Origin of the sequence: uncultured Phascolarctobacterium sp., from assembly GCF_902463975.1 — a bacterium.
Classification (GTDB): Bacteria; Bacillota; Negativicutes; order Acidaminococcales; family Acidaminococcaceae; genus Phascolarctobacterium_A.
In genome coordinates this window covers 33,308-48,074 of sequence record NZ_CABQHJ010000015.1, presented here as the reverse complement: position 1 = coordinate 48,074, position 14,767 = coordinate 33,308, and the positions used below count along the sequence as shown (strand labels likewise).

The following is a 14,767-nucleotide window of genomic DNA, read 5'->3' as shown; positions in this document are numbered from 1 at the left end:
CTTTATTCCCCCATAACCTGCTGCAGCTTGCTGCCAGTCTTAGCACCCAGCCAGGCACCGATGCTGCTGTATAAAAGACCGTTGACCAGCATATACAGCGCCAGATACCAGTCTGCATAATACAAACGGTAGAAGAACATCATCTGCTCCATATTGATGAAGGTAACAAGCGCATCGCCCACGCCCATCAGCAGGCAGATGAACAGCATATAGCCCTTGCTCAGCACCGCTTTGCGGTAGAAGCCGGAAAGATACAGCAGCGTTTCCAGAATTGCTACATTTACACACATGCTCAAAAGTCCTAACGGCGTAAAATGTCCGAACATCAGACCGGCAAGCATATATTTGACAAAATACATCAGTGTCAGCACGCCCGGCGCACGGAAGAGCACCAGCAGCGCCACCACCAGCAGATACAGCAGCATGCCGCTCAGAATACCTGTCACCAAGCCGGAGAAAGGCCCTAAGAATACATGCAGCAAATCACCGATCAGTGTCGTCGGCAGCGTGATACCGCCAAAAGCCAGCGCCGCAAAGAGTGCCACCGTAATAGCACCACGCGCACCGATGCGGTAAATGCAGCCCTTCAGCTTATAGCTGCAGGCCAGCACAGCCAGCAGGCAGATAAAGGAAAAGCCTACTGCCAAAAGTCCCAGATTATGCTTTTTGGCGATTGTCAGCGGTACCTCCTGCACCTTCTCCTGCCCATTGCCGCTTACGGTCACACGCAGGCTGTAATCACCCTCCAACACTGTAAAATAATCTACATATAACGGAATGATAAAGGCCTGAGTTTTCTTGCCGTCCAGCGAAATCAGCGCCGTAGTTTCGTTGACGCTGCCGGTTTCACCGGCCCAGCCATGCTCGGAATCCTCATTGTTTTTGCCGGCAGTACAAAGACCGGGCATAACCTTGCCTGTTTTTTTATCAATCAGTTCCGCCTTAAATTTCAGCAAGCGCACATCGCGCTGCGGATTGCGCATATCCAGCACCAGAAAAGTCGCAGGATGGTTAAACACGGCCGACCAGTTCGTCGCACCATCGCCCGTCATGCGGTTACGGAAGCCTTCGAGCGTAGTATCGCGGATAAAAACCACGCCTTCTGCCGCGCGGTCATCCTTATTGCCCAAATTATCTACCGGCAGAGTAACACTCTGGATATACCAGTTGAACTTGCTGCGGTCCAGCTTCTTCCCCTGCGTCGGATCCGCAGCTACCGCTGCTGCCGCCGCCGGCTCATAGCTGAAGCTCAGCTCCTTGCGCTCATGCCAGCCGTCACCGCTGACCTCCACCGTCAGCTGCTTTGCGCCACGTGCAAGGTCTGCCTGCGGCTGAATATACAGCAAATCAAAGCTCTGTCCGAAATCTGCCGGCAGCACCCAATCCGTTTCTGCCGTCTGCTTGCCGTCAGCGCTGTCCAAATGCCATTTGTCATTGACAAGCGCCTTAAAGCCCTCCGGCAAAATTACGCGCAGATGCGCCTGCTGCTCATGCGGCACATCAAAGCTGCTGATATTAATAAACAAAGGCATTGTACTGCCGCCATGTACTACATGCGCAGCACTCTTATCAAGATTATAGGGGTACACTGCCTCCAGCTTCACGCCTGCAAGGGCCTGCTGTGCGAAGCACAGCAGTGCCAGCAGAATATATAAGATTCTCATACTTCACCTATTCGCAGCAAATCTTTTTCAGCAATGCTGCATCCTTTTCTTTGCTTGCCTCATCTACACGCGTTGTAATCTCCAGATTATTATTCAGCGGATTACGGCTTACGGCAATATCAGCCGCATATGCTCTGCTCAGCAAAGCTTCCGTAAATACGCGCTCCGGAGTATCGTCTGCCAACAGCTTTCCCTCGCCTAAAAGCAGGATACGGCTGCAGTATTTGGCTGCCAAATTCAGCTCATGCACAACCATCAGCACCGTCTTGCCCATCAGCGCCAGCTCACGCGCAAAACGGAAAATCTCCTCCTGATAAACCATGTCCAGACCGGTAGTAGGCTCATCCAGGAACAGTACAGGAGTCTGCTGCGCCAAAACCTTCGCCAACAGGATACGCTGCTTCTGACCGCCGGAAACCTCCGTCACCGGCTTTTCCGCCAGCTCACGCGTACCGGTATATTCCATGCAGTCCAGCGCCAGACGCTTGTCGTCCTCGCTTTCGCGCTCCCACCATTTCAGGTAAGGATAACGGCCCGCCATAACAATATCCTGTCCTGTATAACCAAAGCCTACCTCTACCTGCTGCTGCAGATACGCAACCTCACGCGCCAGCTCTCTGTCGGTATATTCATCCATCGGCTTATCAAAGAACAAAACCTCACCGCTCTGCTTCGGCAGCATACCGCGGATTGTTTTCAAGAGAGTACTCTTGCCGGCACCGTTACAGCCGATAATACCCACAAGCTCGCCCTTGCCGATAGTAAAGCTGGCGTCGCTGATAACGCAGCGGCTGCCATAGCCTATAGATAAATGATTAACACTCAAAACTGCTTCTGACATACATACACCTCATACTCATACTTCATCATAAAATTCAAATAAATTTAGGTATACTATACTTTACTCAATCTTATATATTATACCACATAGAGGCATCCGCTACAATAAATCGCAGACCGCACTCTGTTTAATCAAGAATCCTTTCTCAGATAAAATTCAAAACAAAAAGCATGAACCACGGCAATAGTTCATGCTTAAATAAACTAACGGAAATCAACCTTCAGATGCTGTCTTTCAGGCATCCGTTGATATTTATATTTGGGATAACCAACCATCAGCGTACCCACAATCTTGTGCTTCGGCGGCACCGCAATCAAATCCAGCAGCGGCTGATAGCCTGCAATGCCGCAGGATTGGATAAAGCCGGCAATTGTTGTACCCAGGCCAATGGTCGGGGCAAACAGCTCAGCGTAGGCCCAGCTTTGCTCTGCATTGCTCACACCGGTAATGTTCAGACGGCGTGCCAGCGCAAAAATCAGGCAAGGTGCATTACGGGCGATAATATCCTGTCCACGCTCACGGTAAGCGCGCAGCACCACCTGAAAATAGCGTTTGTTTTCAGTGCCTGCCGCAACCTCGTCCTCCATCCAGTTGGCAACAGCATCGGCAATCGCACGAATCTGCTCCTTATCGCGGATAACGATATAGTACATACCCTGTGAATTGCCGGCAGTCGGCGCATAGCGTGCCACATCCAGCATACGGGTAATTTCCTCATCCGTCGGTGCCTGCGGCTTAAAGTTGCGCACACTGCGGCGCATGCGCAAAAATTCATAAGCAACCTCAGGCATCGGCAGCGGCATCGTCACAGGACGCTGCTCTGCCAGCGGCGTATACTTATTATCCAACGCTCCTACAGGACAGATAGCAACGCACTGGCCGCAGCTCATACAGCCACGGTCAAAATTGCACTCCGGTCCGTTTTCACCCATAGAAAGAATGCAGGAAGGACAGCATTCTACGCAAATGCCGCAACGCAGGCATTTCTCCTGATTAACTGTTAACAAGTCCATAACGTCACCTCACAGTGCATTATCGGTATAGTGAATGTATTCCAGTCCACTAAAATCTGCCTTATAATGACCATTGCGCATAGGCGTACCCATGAGCTTTTTATCGTCAGGCAAACCATCTACATTTACCAGACCGATAGAAGCGGTAGCACAAAGAGCACCAAGCTGTGTTGCTACACGCATAGCATAAGCCTTGTCTGCTTCACCGACAACTCCCTTATGCGGGTACATTGATGTCGCTGCGACGATAACCGTCAGGATTTTGCCGCTCAGGGCAAAAATATGCGGCACAGTATTCATATCAGTCTGCATATAATCAATTTTAAAATTATGACTTTCCAGCCAGGGAACGAGAGCCTGCAAGCCAAGCTCGTGAATTTCCTGCTCTGTTAAAAGCTGCTGCTCCAAAATTCTCTTCTCCTGTAAACTATCGGTAAACCAGTAAAGCCTACCAATACTTTTTTCTTTAGAAAGCGCCACTCATATACTCCTAGGAGTCCTGACGACGTAGATGACGTCTTATAGGCGCTCTCCCCTAATTTATTCTTCGCCGAGGACCAAAACCTCCGGCTCAAGATGCACACCATGCGCCGCAAACACCTTATCCTGCACATCGCAGATAAGCTGCAGCACATCTGCCGCCGTAGCTCCGCCGATGTTCACCACAAAGCCAGCATGCTTTTCGGAAACCTGCGCACCGCCGACAGTGTAGCCCTTAAGACCGGTCTGGTCGATAAGCGTACCGGCAAAATATCCGGGAGGACGCTTGAACATACTGCCTGCACTCGGCAGCTCCAACGGCTGCTTAGTGATGCGGCGGTTGCTGAAATCGGCCATCTTATCGGCAATAGCCTGCTTATCACCTGCAGTCAGACGCACAGTGACTGCGGTAACAATTTTACCGCTGCCCTGCAGCGCAGTATGGCGATAGCCAAAATCAAGAGCTGCAGCAGCCAGCTCGCTGGTTTTACCGTCAAGCTCCATCACGCGCACACTGGTAACAACCTTGGCCATCTCGCCGTCATAAGCACCGGCGTTCATATAAACAGCACCGCCAATGCTGCCGGGAATGCCCACAGCAAACTCCATGCCGCTCAGTCCCAGCTCTGCCGCCTTGCGGGAAGCAGCAGCCAATGAAACACCGCTGCCAAAGGTCAGCGTGCAGCCATCAACAGCAACATCATTGAGCATATTGCCCAGCCTGATAACCAGGCCACGGATGCCCTTGTCGCGCACCAACAGATTAGAACCATTGCCAATCAGCGTAACAGGCACCTTCGCCTCACCGGCACGCTGCAGCAGCTGCTGCAGCTCCTGCTCGCTCTGCGGCATAGCCATCAGGTCAGCAGGACCGCCGATACGGAAGGATGTATGCTTCGCCATCGGCTCCTCTGCCAGCAAAGGCTTAGCAGTACAGCCTGCGAAAATCTCCTGCAACGTCATTATTTATCTCCCATTGCCTCTTTAACAACGTCCTGAATCGTATTAGTAACATCCATCAGCATCATCTGGAAACGAATCAACGCATTCAGATACTGCATAGCATCACTGTTCAGATTCAAAATACCCTGCAGCTTCTCCAGCTTATCCATAGCAGCAGCATCCGGAGTCTTACCCTGATGCTTAGCAAACTCAACCTCCTGAGCAGCCATCAGATACTCATTAACCATTTTCTTGGTATCAGGATCCTTCTCCAGAACAACAGCAGCTTCCTTCAGCTTTTTGTACTCGTGGCTCTCGCGCATAGCCTTAGCCAGATCATTTGCGTTATCATAAACGTTCATAAATAAACACCTCACTAATAATATACTTTTACACTAACGTAAGAAACAAACATAGAAAAATACTACACATTAACACAGGTCGCACATTGGTCACACAGCACGCTGATGTAAGCAAGTGATATGGCACATCGCTTGCGACGCTACTACTCATTACCAAATTACTAAACACTTGCACTGCAACACACTGACGTAAGCAAGTGATATGCCGTGCAGCGAATATAAATTTTAGCAAATGAGTGTCTGGAAGCACATGCGGGCGCATCCAAGAAGCGAGTCCGCAGGACGACGCTGATTGGCTCATGCGCGCCATGCGATAGTGTCCCAAGAAGCAAGCTCGAAGAGCGTAGCTGATTGGTCTGACACGAACCGCTAAACAAGGCAACCGAACCCTAAAGGTTACCCTCGAACAAGATCGGCGCCGCACGTTTCGTCTTGCTTCCACACGAAATTTGCGTCCGTCAACTCGCTTCTGCAAACCTCTCAGGAAAACTTAACCCAGCAAGCGATTGACGGAAAATTTCTCTGAGCGGAATGGCATACCACTTGCGACGCTATTACTGCTTACTTACATTCAAATGGGCGAACTTAGAGCAGTCGCCGAACTCAAAATGCCACCACTCCATCTCAATCCCCTTGAACCCCTGCAGCTCCATCTCCTCACGCAGCAGGCTGCGCAGATAGCGCTCGCGCGACGTACCGCCAGCATAGCTGGCGTACTGGCGCAGCGACGGCTCATCAAAGCCGCAGCCCATATCCAGCTCCTCGCCGCTATCAAGGCTATACAAGCCCACATCAACAGCATTACCGGTATTATGCACGCTTCCCTTAACCTCCGGATCCTCCAGCATATCCTTCTTGCCCTCAGGCAAAGCCAGATTAGCCAGCTTACTCACCGACCAGGGGCGATACGCATCCCACAGCACCAGGCCGTAGCCGTAAGGTGCCAGACGCTGCTGCACCCTGCCCAAAGCAGCTGCGGCATCCTTAGCAACAAAAAGCTTCGGCGTACTGTAAAGCGGCGCACCAAACAGGTTATCACTGCCTGCGTAGACAGAATTAACCTTCAGACCGGCAACAGAAGCAGCATCAACCAGCTGCGCCTGCTCACCTGCTGCCAAAGCAGCAGGAACGGCTGCCTTGGCAGCCTCCGTTCGCAGCTTGGTCCACTCCTCAGCACTGCGCTCCTCCAGGCGGAAGGGCTTCGCCCTTTCGCCCTGAGTAGTACCTAAAAAGTAACGGCTGTACGTATTGCCGCCAACGCGACATGAAATACCATAGCCATCAGTATCACGCTCAAAACGCACACCGGCCTCAGTATTACTCATCGGACCGGACTCCTGCAACGTATAGGAATCAAAATGCACCTTGCTCAGCGGATAAAGATTAGCCGCAGCAAAGGACCTGTCCTCCTGCGCAGTGCGGTATAACAGCTCCAGACGGCCATTATTCTCACGGATAAGAATATTCTCGCCATTGCCATAATAAAAGCCAAGAATATACTTAATATCCTTCGGCGCATCATCAGGCACAGCAGCAAGAGCAAACTCCGCTCCCGTCTGGACATAGAAAAGCAGACCGGCCGCCAGGCCGGCCAGCAAATTTCGGTAATTCACTATTGAATCAGCTCCTTGCGTACATCAGCTAAGGCATTAAGCCTGCTGCGTACTTTCGCAACATCTGCCAAATCGATTTCGCAGGAAACAACCTCCTCCTGCACACCTGCTTCGGCAAGAATCCTGCCGCTGGGCGCAACAACCATCGAATGACCGTAAAACGGCGCACCCTTAAAGCTGCCCGCACAATTTACCGCTACCACAAAGATGTGGTTTTCGGCAGCGCGGGCCTGCGCCAGCAAGCGCCAGATATCTCCCCTTGCTTCAGGCCATTCAGCCGGGCAGAAAATGAGCTGTGCTCCCTGCAGGGCCAGATGACGGAAAAGCTCAGGGAAACGTAAATCGTAACAGATAGTCGAGCCGCAGCACAGACCATCTAACGTAAAGGCATTGAAATTATTGCCGGGAGCAAAGAAATTTTCCTCATTGAAAAGGCCAAAAAGATGCACCTTATCATAGAGATTAACAATTTCACCATTCTTATTGATAGCCGCAGAGGTGTTATAAACCTTGCCATCAGCATGACGCATCGGTACCGAGCCTGCGAGGATTGCACACTGCTCGCTGCGCGCCAGCTCCGCGAGCTGCGCCAGCACAGGTGAATCCTGCGGTTCAGCATCCTGCTCCAGGTGTCCCAGGCTATAGCCTGTTGTCCACACCTCGGGCAGCACCAGTAAATCATGCTCCTTGGCAGCATCCGCTGCCAGCTGCAGACCATGGGCCACATTGGCCGCCTTATTCTTTTCCAGAACCTCTAGCTGCAGCAGGGCTATTTTCATAATACGCGCTCCTTAGGCATCATATTATTGCTGTTCAGACGACCAAGGAAGAATTTCTCCAGCTTGCGGGTGCAACGGGTAATGAAATGCTCCTTACCGCCTAAGGATTCAACAAAGACTACAGGATGACCGGCAACCTTAGCGCCTAAAACGTCGGTCAACAGCTGATCACCGATAAAAAGAATCTTACCGCCGCCCATAGCTTTAGTAATCTGCTTGTAAGCCATCGGCAAAGGCTTAGCGGCACGCATAATGGTGCCAAGACCAGTCTGACGGGTGATACCCTTAATGCGGTCACCACCATTATTGGAAATCAATGCCACATTGATACCCATCTGATGCAGCTGACGAATCCAGGTCATAGCACGAGGGCCTACCAGGTTCTTGTCGCGCGGCAGCAGGGTATTGTCAATATCAACAACAATTTTGGTGTAGCCATTGCGCTTCAGCCATTTTGCGGAAATGTCAAATAAACTTTTTACTCTGTAATCGGGGCAAACATACTTTAAAATCATACTACCTTATCCTTTGGAAATTTTATTTCAAACGTGGTACCAGAACCACATTTGCTGATAACCTCGGCACTGGCGCCGTGTACGCGAATAATTTCTTTGGCAATAGCAAGCCCCAGTCCCGTTCCCGGAACACTGCGGCAATGCGATTTTTCCACCTTGTAAAAGCGTTCCCAGATAAACGGAATATCCTCCTCCGGGATGCCCTTGCCCTGGTCAGCAACTGTTACAAGCACACTACCATCGTCAAGCTTATTCGCACCTACTGATACAGTACCATTTTCTGGCGAATATTTCAAGGCATTATCGCACAAAATCATAATTAACTGTACCATTTGGTCTCCATCGCCCAAAATTTTGATATTATCGTCGGCATGAACACTAATTGTAACATTATTCTTCACGCAGCGCACCGATAATTTTTCGGCGACATTACGGATGATACCGGCCAGCGGCAGCTCATCCATGTTGCTTACAGTCAGCGGGTCGCTGGACTCCAGTCTGCTGATATCCAGCAGCTCGCGTACCATGCGCTCCAGACGGACTGTTTCTTCATTTATCAGGCCACGGTAACGCTGAATCAGATCAGGATCCGTTACCATACCGTCACAGATTGCCTCATTGTAGCCACGGATAATCGTAATCGGCGTCCGCAGCTCATGCGATACATTAGCCACAAAATCACGGCGGATTTTTTCCGTCCGCTCCATCTTGGCAATGTAATCACCCAAATCCTTGCCTAAAGAATTGAGCGCATTCCCCAGCTCGGCAATTTCATCATCACCATGCACCTCCAGCCTGCGGGAATAATCTCCCGAAGCCATCGCCTGCGCATTGTCCTTCATATCCAGCACCGGCCGGATAATGAGACCTGAGAGGCGCTTAACCAGAAACAAACTGAAAATAATGGCAACGATACCTACAATCATAATATAAATATAAACATTTCGCAAGAATTTTTCGAAACCGCTCAAGGGCTCAATCATCAAAATAGCGCCTGTGTGCCCGTTACCAAAGGTATAAGGAACACCAACCAGGATCACCTGCTCCTTGTAATACGGATGATAAATCTGCGATTTGAAGGACTTCCCGGCATAAACATCATTTAGTATCACCTTAATGCGATACGATAAATTACTGCTCTTCATATCCTGATCCAGTTTTCTGACGCTCTCCTGCAATACCTGCCTGGAGGGTGCGCCATACCTGAGAAATTCCTTCATATTGGCATTTTCTCCAGTCTCCTTAACGGACTCAAAACTAGAGGCCGCCAAAAGCTCGTAATTATCATCAAACAGCCAGATGCGTGCGCCAACCAGCTTATCTACAGCTAAAATATATCGGTAAAGCATATCGCGGTCCTGCAGACGGATGAAGGCTTCAATCGTTTCCCCCATCTCATTTCCCTTTTCCGCCAGCTCCTGCTCCTTAATCTGGAAAAAGTAGTCGGCAATCAGGTACGATATGCCTGCTGTAATCCCCACAACGACGATAATTATGATAGTCATAAAACTATACATCAGGCGTGTGCTTAGGGATTTTTTCATAATTTAGTTGTCCTTTAGCTCAAATTTGTAGCCTACACCCCAGATAGTCGTAATATCCCATTTGGAATCAGGCGGAATGTTCAGCTTCTGTCTGATGCGCTTGATATGCGTATCAACAGTACGGGTATCGCCATAATAGGAATAGCCCCAGATGGTTTCCAGCAGCTGGTTACGGCTAAAGGCCTTGCCAGGGTTAGATGCCAGGCACCACAAAAGCTCCATTTCCTTAGTTGTAAAGGTCATTTTATTGCCAAATGCAGTTACCTGATACTGGTCCATATCGATAATCAGACCAGGATAGGTGATGCGCGATACCTCGCCCTTCTTCTCCTGGGTGCCTGCACGACGCAGCACAGCCTTCACGCGGGCCACAACCTCACGCGAATTAAACGGTTTGGTGATATAGTCATCAGCGCCGATTTCCAGGCCGGCGATGCGGTCATCATCATCGTCCTTAGCCGTAACCATGATAATCGGCAGATCCGTCATCTTGCGAACCTGCTTGCACACCTCAATACCATCGAGAACGGGCATCATAATATCCAGCAGCAAAATATCCGGCTTTTCGGACTGCACCTTCAAAATTGCGGCAGCACCATCTTCAGCTTCAATAACCTCAAAGCCTTCCTTCTCAAAATATATGCGCAAAATCTCGCGAATCTGCGCCTCATCATCAGCAATTAATATTTTCTGTTTTGCCATAATCATCACTCCTGCCTTCAAACTGACTCATGTCATTTATTTATCACAGCAAATGACAGAGCCCTACAAGATGTTACTATAATTATAGCACAAATACTTGCTTTCTTAGTATGCTTTCACAAAAGATTTACATATATATACTGTTTTTATCATCAATATAAAGCAAAATGCATTATTTATCACAGAAAATGCTTATACCTTATGCTTGAAGCGACTATAAAACAGGCTTAAAGTCTTCCAGAAGCTTTTTGCGCTCACGCCACTGAGGCAGATAGCGTTCGACAATCGCGTGGAAGCGTGGTGAATGATTAGCCTCCTGCAAATGCGACAGCTCATGCACAACGATGTATTCCAGACATTCTTCGGGCCCGCAGGCCAGCAGCGTATTTAGATTGATGCCGCCTGTGCGCACGTTGCAGGAGCCCCAGCGCGTTTTCATGCGATGCACCTTAATACCGGTAGGACGCACGCCCATTTTCTTCGCCCAAGCTGCCATCAGCTGCGCCCCCTTGTTGAACACTTCCTGCTTATAGAAGAATTCCACAAAAGCACACCGGGCTTCCTCACTCAGCTCACTGCGGTAATAAAAGCAGACAGCTTCGTCCTCCACCTCATAGGTACCGTGCTTTTTGCCGCTGAGCAAAAAGCGCGCCGGCAAACGCTTGCCCCACAGCCACACATGCTGCCCGTCAAAGGGCAGCTCGCCCATGCTGTACTTCTTATCCTGCTTTTGCTGCGCCTGCAGCACCAGCTGCAGCTTTTGGCGCAGCCACTGCTCCTTGCTCTCCAGGAATTGCTGTACCTCGCTTACGCTCATCCCTACAGGAGCAGTAAGAAAAATGCCGCCATTCTCTTTGATACGCAGCGTAATATTTTTGACCAGCTTAAACTGTAAGTTTATCGTCAGACCGTGCAGCTTCAACGCTGTCTGGCGTATTATTTTGCTGCTCACAGCTTGTCTACCAGGATATTGCGTCCCAGCATACGGTTGAACTCCCAGGCACTCTTGCCCTCATGCACATCAAACTGGTTCATTACAGCGTTGATTTCGTCAGCGTAATGTACCACAAAGGCTTCACGCGTAGCGCAGGCTACCGGCGAACCCTTTTCGTTATCGCCATGGTGCGCCAGCAGAATGTGCTGCAGCTGCTCCAGACGGGACGCAGGCAGACGCAACTTAGCCGCTGCCTCCTGCACCATCATGCAGCTCATGGTAATGTGTCCGAGCAAACGGCCTTCACTGGTATAAGGAAAGCCTATTTCCGCAGAAATCTCACGGATTTTGCCGATATCGTGCAGCAGAGCGCCAGCAATAACAAGGTCCTTGTCTACGCCCTCAATCTGCTCCGCCATGGCCACTGCCAGGCCGGTAACATCAATAGAATGCTGCAGCAGGCCGCCCAGATAAGCATGATGCATGCGCATGCCTGCGGGATTGGTCACAAAGCGCTCATAGGTAGCACCGCTGAAGATAGTCTCCAGCAGCATTCGTAATCCCGGAGTACGCACCGCTTTGATATAATTTGTCAGCTTAGTTTTATAAGCCTCTACATCAAAATCACCCTGTGGCAGCAAATTGCTGATATCGTCCTGCGGCAGCAGGTTTTCCAGACGCTGCACAATCACCTGCAGCGACATATCGTTATTAAATTTGTTGATGTCGACGTTGCCGCCCATCATAAAGGCTGTCGGGCCCTCCAGCTCACGCAGCTTGTCTACCAGCACTGCATCAAAGCAGATAAAAGCAATGCGTCCGCTGTTATCCTCCAGCATACCACGGGCAAATACACCGCCGTTAGAGGAATTACCTACCTTCTGTACTCTTACTAAAACTGCCTGGCATACCTTAGTGCCGGCCTTAAAATCCTTAATCATTTTTTCATCACCTGTTTTCTATATATGCTTCAGCAGCAGTGTTTCGCGTGCTACCTGAATTGCCACGTCCCAATGCTTTTCCGTAAAGCGCAACGATAATCTGTCAGCCAAATCGTCCAGCACCGGCAGCTCCGTCGGCTGATGGCCTGCATCGATAATGTTCAGACCGCTGAAGACAGCCTGCTGTGCCTCGTGATACTTCACATCACCCGTCACCAGCGTGTCCGCACCCTGCGCCAACGCCAGCCCAATCAAATCGGCACCGGCACCGCCGCAGACGGCAACACGCTTAACTTTGCGTCCCGCATCGCCTATGGTAAGATAATCAGCCTGCAAAGCCTTTTTGATAAAGATTGCAAAATCCTGCAGCTTAGCCGGCTTTTCCAGCTCGCCAATGCGTCCCAGTCCGCTTACTGTATCCAGTACGTCAGGCTCCAGCAAACGCAATCTTTTGGCAAGCACGCTGTTGACACCATTCGCTACGCAGTCCAGGTTCGTATGCGCGCTGTAAACGGCAACACCGTTTTCTGCCATCTGCAGCAAAAGCTCCTGCTGCCAGTCAGCGTCCGTCACATTGCCCAGCTTGTGAAAAATTGCCGGATGATGCGTAATCAGCATATCAGCTTTTTTTGCCAACGCCTGCGTCACCGTTTCCTGCGTCATATCCAGTGCCAAAAGCAGCTTGCGCACAGGCTTATGGCGTCTGCCCAGCATCAGGCCGACGTTATCCCATGATTCCGCCAGCTCCGGCGGTGCCATTTCCTCCAGCAGGTTGATGATATCATTTACTGTCACTACGCTCGCCATTTTGCAGCACCTCCAGTTCTGTCTTCAACGCCTGTACTTCCTTATACTTTTCGCTCGCGCGTGCGCGCTCGCTGCGTCCCATATTCTCCAGCAGCTGGCTGCAGGTAGCAAGCTGGCGTGCCAGCTGCTTAGCCAGCAACGGATGCTTCTGCGCCAGCAGCAATGGGCCTACAGCGCACTCTGCCGCGCTGTAAACAGGTGCAGAGCCGCGCTTAGCGGCGATAATCTCATAAAAATGCGGAGCGTCATCCACCAGATCCTCGGCAGCCAGCTGCCAGCCGTGGCTGCACAGCCACGCGCGCAGGGATGCAGCACCGGCCATAGGCTGCAGCACCAAAAGCTTGGCGCTCTGCGCTACCTCCATATCATTCTCCAGAATGCTGATGATAGTAGAAGCTCCCATGCCGGCAATAGCAATACAGTCTGCTTCACCGGGGCTTAATACCTTCAGGCCGCTGCCCTGACGCACCTCTACATGCTTATGCTGACCAAACTGTGCCACGGTAGTGCGCGCCGCCTGGCAGGGACCTGCGGCAATATCACCGGCAATTGCCCGGGAAATTCTTTGCTTTTCCAGCAGCCACACCGGCAAATACGCATGGTCCGTGCCAATGTCCGCCAGCACACAGCCCTGCGGCACCAGGTTGGCAATAGTTTCTAATCGTCTATCAATATGCATTACATCCCTCCTGAATTTGCTCTAAAAATATTATCATTTCAAATCGAGACAAGTGCTGCATGCGTCTATACATGGCAATAGTGCCTGCAATAACACATGACGCTGCCCTATCCGCAAATACTCTAATAGTATATTATAACACAAATCAACGAATATAGAAAACCAGTCTGCCAAATGACGCGGCCCGCTAACGCCGCAACAACCGTAGCATAAACAAAAGCCCCCGCATTGCTGCAGAGGCCGTGATTGGCATTCAAAGCTCAGTTTTTCAGTTCGTTCTTTACCACAAACATTACCCATTGGGCGATATTTGTGGAATGGTCGGCAATGCGCTCCACATATTTGGCAATCATCAGATAGTCAACATATTGGGGTACATATTGCGGTTTTTGCTGCATTACGGTTGTCAGATGCTGCCGCATTTCTGCAAAGTAATTATCTACCTCATCATCGGTAGCAATAACCTTATTGGCCAGCTCCAGATCATTTTCGCTGATGGCGCTGATGCTGTCGTACACCATCTGGCGCATAACCTGCAGCATAGCCATAAAGTTATCTGGCAGCGGCACAGGCTCCTTTTCAATCAGCTTCAAGGTGTATTGGCTGATGTCGCTGCAGTGGTCGGCAATACGCTCCATGTCGCCCACCAGCTTCAGGCAGCTGGCAATCTCGCGCCAGTCTGTTGCTACCGGAGTTTGTGTCAGCACCAGCTCCAGGCATTGCTTTTCGATATTGACCTCACTGTTGTCAAAATTATCATCGTCGCTGATTATCTGCTGCGCTAAGGCTGCATCCTTCTGCTCCAGGTTGGCGATAACCTTGTCCAGGGTATCCTCCAAATTTACACCCATCACGCGCACACTGTTGAGCAGCTGCTTCAGCTCCTCGTTGAATTTATTACGTGTCATTTTATTATTCCTTTCTAAAATCCTATGTAAAAGTCAGGTAAGC

16 protein-coding genes are annotated in these 14,767 nt (G+C 50.4%); all 16 read right to left on the bottom strand.

Annotated features, from left to right (window positions below):
* Positions 1–2: 2 nt before the first annotated feature.
* Complete coding sequence (locus tag RDW05_RS05995) at positions 3–1,664, bottom strand: hypothetical protein (RefSeq protein WP_307978205.1); 1,662 nt, start codon at positions 1,662–1,664, stop codon at positions 3–5.
* A 7-nt stretch (positions 1,665–1,671) separates the two neighbouring features.
* A complete protein-coding gene (locus tag RDW05_RS05990; RefSeq protein ID WP_307978204.1) occupies positions 1,672–2,505 on the bottom strand; it encodes an ABC transporter ATP-binding protein in 834 nt (277 codons plus the stop codon).
* A gap of 203 nt (positions 2,506–2,708) precedes the next feature.
* Positions 2,709–3,518 carry a nitroreductase family protein gene (locus RDW05_RS05985; protein WP_307978203.1) on the bottom strand — a complete coding sequence of 270 codons (810 nt, stop codon included), beginning with the start codon at positions 3,516–3,518 and terminating at the stop codon, positions 2,709–2,711.
* A gap of 9 nt (positions 3,519–3,527) precedes the next feature.
* Complete coding sequence (locus tag RDW05_RS05980) at positions 3,528–3,926, bottom strand: hypothetical protein (RefSeq protein ID WP_304260561.1); 399 nt, start codon at positions 3,924–3,926, stop codon at positions 3,528–3,530.
* A gap of 132 nt (positions 3,927–4,058) precedes the next feature.
* A complete protein-coding gene (gene murB, locus RDW05_RS05975) occupies positions 4,059–4,961 on the bottom strand; it encodes a UDP-N-acetylmuramate dehydrogenase (protein ID WP_307978202.1) in 903 nt (300 codons plus the stop codon).
* A complete protein-coding gene (locus RDW05_RS05970; RefSeq protein ID WP_293828821.1) occupies positions 4,961–5,302 on the bottom strand; it encodes a YlbF family regulator in 342 nt (113 codons plus the stop codon). The genes murB and RDW05_RS05970 overlap by 1 nt, the downstream gene beginning before the upstream one ends.
* A gap of 554 nt (positions 5,303–5,856) precedes the next feature.
* Positions 5,857–6,915 carry a M15 family metallopeptidase gene (locus tag RDW05_RS05965; RefSeq protein WP_307978201.1) on the bottom strand — a complete coding sequence of 353 codons (1,059 nt, stop codon included), beginning with the start codon at positions 6,913–6,915 and terminating at the stop codon, positions 5,857–5,859.
* A complete protein-coding gene (locus RDW05_RS05960) occupies positions 6,915–7,694 on the bottom strand; it encodes a carbon-nitrogen family hydrolase (RefSeq protein ID WP_307978200.1) in 780 nt (259 codons plus the stop codon). The genes RDW05_RS05965 and RDW05_RS05960 overlap by 1 nt, the downstream gene beginning before the upstream one ends.
* Positions 7,691–8,209, bottom strand: coding sequence for a YqeG family HAD IIIA-type phosphatase (locus tag RDW05_RS05955; protein WP_021719567.1), 519 nt, complete (start codon positions 8,207–8,209; stop codon positions 7,691–7,693). Before RDW05_RS05955 ends, RDW05_RS05960 begins: the two co-directional genes overlap by 4 nt.
* The gene (locus RDW05_RS05950) at positions 8,206–9,714 is read right to left on the bottom strand and encodes an ATP-binding protein (RefSeq protein ID WP_307978199.1); all 1,509 of its coding nucleotides are present in this window, start codon (positions 9,712–9,714) and stop codon (positions 8,206–8,208) included. Before RDW05_RS05950 ends, RDW05_RS05955 begins: the two co-directional genes overlap by 4 nt.
* A gap of 42 nt (positions 9,715–9,756) precedes the next feature.
* Positions 9,757–10,461: a response regulator transcription factor gene (locus RDW05_RS05945; RefSeq protein WP_374111017.1), complete on the bottom strand. Its 705-nt coding sequence runs from the start codon at positions 10,459–10,461 to the stop codon at positions 9,757–9,759.
* A 208-nt stretch (positions 10,462–10,669) separates the two neighbouring features.
* On the bottom strand, positions 10,670–11,407 hold the full coding sequence (locus tag RDW05_RS05940) for a SprT family zinc-dependent metalloprotease (protein ID WP_307978196.1): 738 nt from the start codon (positions 11,405–11,407) through the stop codon (positions 10,670–10,672).
* A complete protein-coding gene (locus tag RDW05_RS05935; RefSeq protein WP_293828832.1) occupies positions 11,404–12,330 on the bottom strand; it encodes a 3'-5' exoribonuclease YhaM family protein in 927 nt (308 codons plus the stop codon). Before RDW05_RS05935 ends, RDW05_RS05940 begins: the two co-directional genes overlap by 4 nt.
* An 18-nt stretch (positions 12,331–12,348) precedes the next feature.
* Entirely contained in the window at positions 12,349–13,137 is a 789-nt protein-coding gene (locus RDW05_RS05930; protein WP_307978195.1) for a Nif3-like dinuclear metal center hexameric protein, read from the bottom strand.
* On the bottom strand, positions 13,112–13,816 hold the full coding sequence (locus RDW05_RS05925) for a class I SAM-dependent methyltransferase (protein WP_307978194.1): 705 nt from the start codon (positions 13,814–13,816) through the stop codon (positions 13,112–13,114). Before RDW05_RS05925 ends, RDW05_RS05930 begins: the two co-directional genes overlap by 26 nt.
* A gap of 260 nt (positions 13,817–14,076) precedes the next feature.
* Positions 14,077–14,724 carry a phosphate signaling complex protein PhoU gene (gene phoU / locus RDW05_RS05920; protein ID WP_293828839.1) on the bottom strand — a complete coding sequence of 216 codons (648 nt, stop codon included), beginning with the start codon at positions 14,722–14,724 and terminating at the stop codon, positions 14,077–14,079.
* Positions 14,725–14,767 lie beyond the last annotated feature (43 nt).

Coding starts and splice junctions, on each gene's coding strand:
- RDW05_RS05990 (WP_307978204.1), bottom strand. CDS start 2,505: ATGTCAGAAGCAGTTTTGAGTGTTAATCATTTATCTATAGGCTATGGC.
- RDW05_RS05985 (WP_307978203.1), bottom strand. CDS start 3,518: ATGGACTTGTTAACAGTTAATCAGGAGAAATGCCTGCGTTGCGGCATT.
- RDW05_RS05950 (WP_307978199.1), bottom strand. CDS start 9,714: ATGACTATCATAATTATCGTCGTTGTGGGGATTACAGCAGGCATATCG.
- phoU (WP_293828839.1), bottom strand. CDS start 14,724: ATGACACGTAATAAATTCAACGAGGAGCTGAAGCAGCTGCTCAACAGT.
- RDW05_RS05955 (WP_021719567.1), bottom strand. CDS start 8,209: ATGATTTTAAAGTATGTTTGCCCCGATTACAGAGTAAAAAGTTTATTT.
- RDW05_RS05925 (WP_307978194.1), bottom strand. CDS start 13,816: ATGCATATTGATAGACGATTAGAAACTATTGCCAACCTGGTGCCGCAG.
- RDW05_RS05995 (WP_307978205.1), bottom strand. CDS start 1,664: ATGAGAATCTTATATATTCTGCTGGCACTGCTGTGCTTCGCACAGCAG.
- RDW05_RS05930 (WP_307978195.1), bottom strand. CDS start 13,137: ATGGCGAGCGTAGTGACAGTAAATGATATCATCAACCTGCTGGAGGAA.
- RDW05_RS05945 (WP_374111017.1), bottom strand. CDS start 10,461: ATGATTATGGCAAAACAGAAAATATTAATTGCTGATGATGAGGCGCAG.
- murB (WP_307978202.1), bottom strand. CDS start 4,961: ATGACGTTGCAGGAGATTTTCGCAGGCTGTACTGCTAAGCCTTTGCTG.
- RDW05_RS05960 (WP_307978200.1), bottom strand. CDS start 7,694: ATGAAAATAGCCCTGCTGCAGCTAGAGGTTCTGGAAAAGAATAAGGCG.
- RDW05_RS05970 (WP_293828821.1), bottom strand. CDS start 5,302: ATGAACGTTTATGATAACGCAAATGATCTGGCTAAGGCTATGCGCGAG.
- RDW05_RS05935 (WP_293828832.1), bottom strand. CDS start 12,330: ATGATTAAGGATTTTAAGGCCGGCACTAAGGTATGCCAGGCAGTTTTA.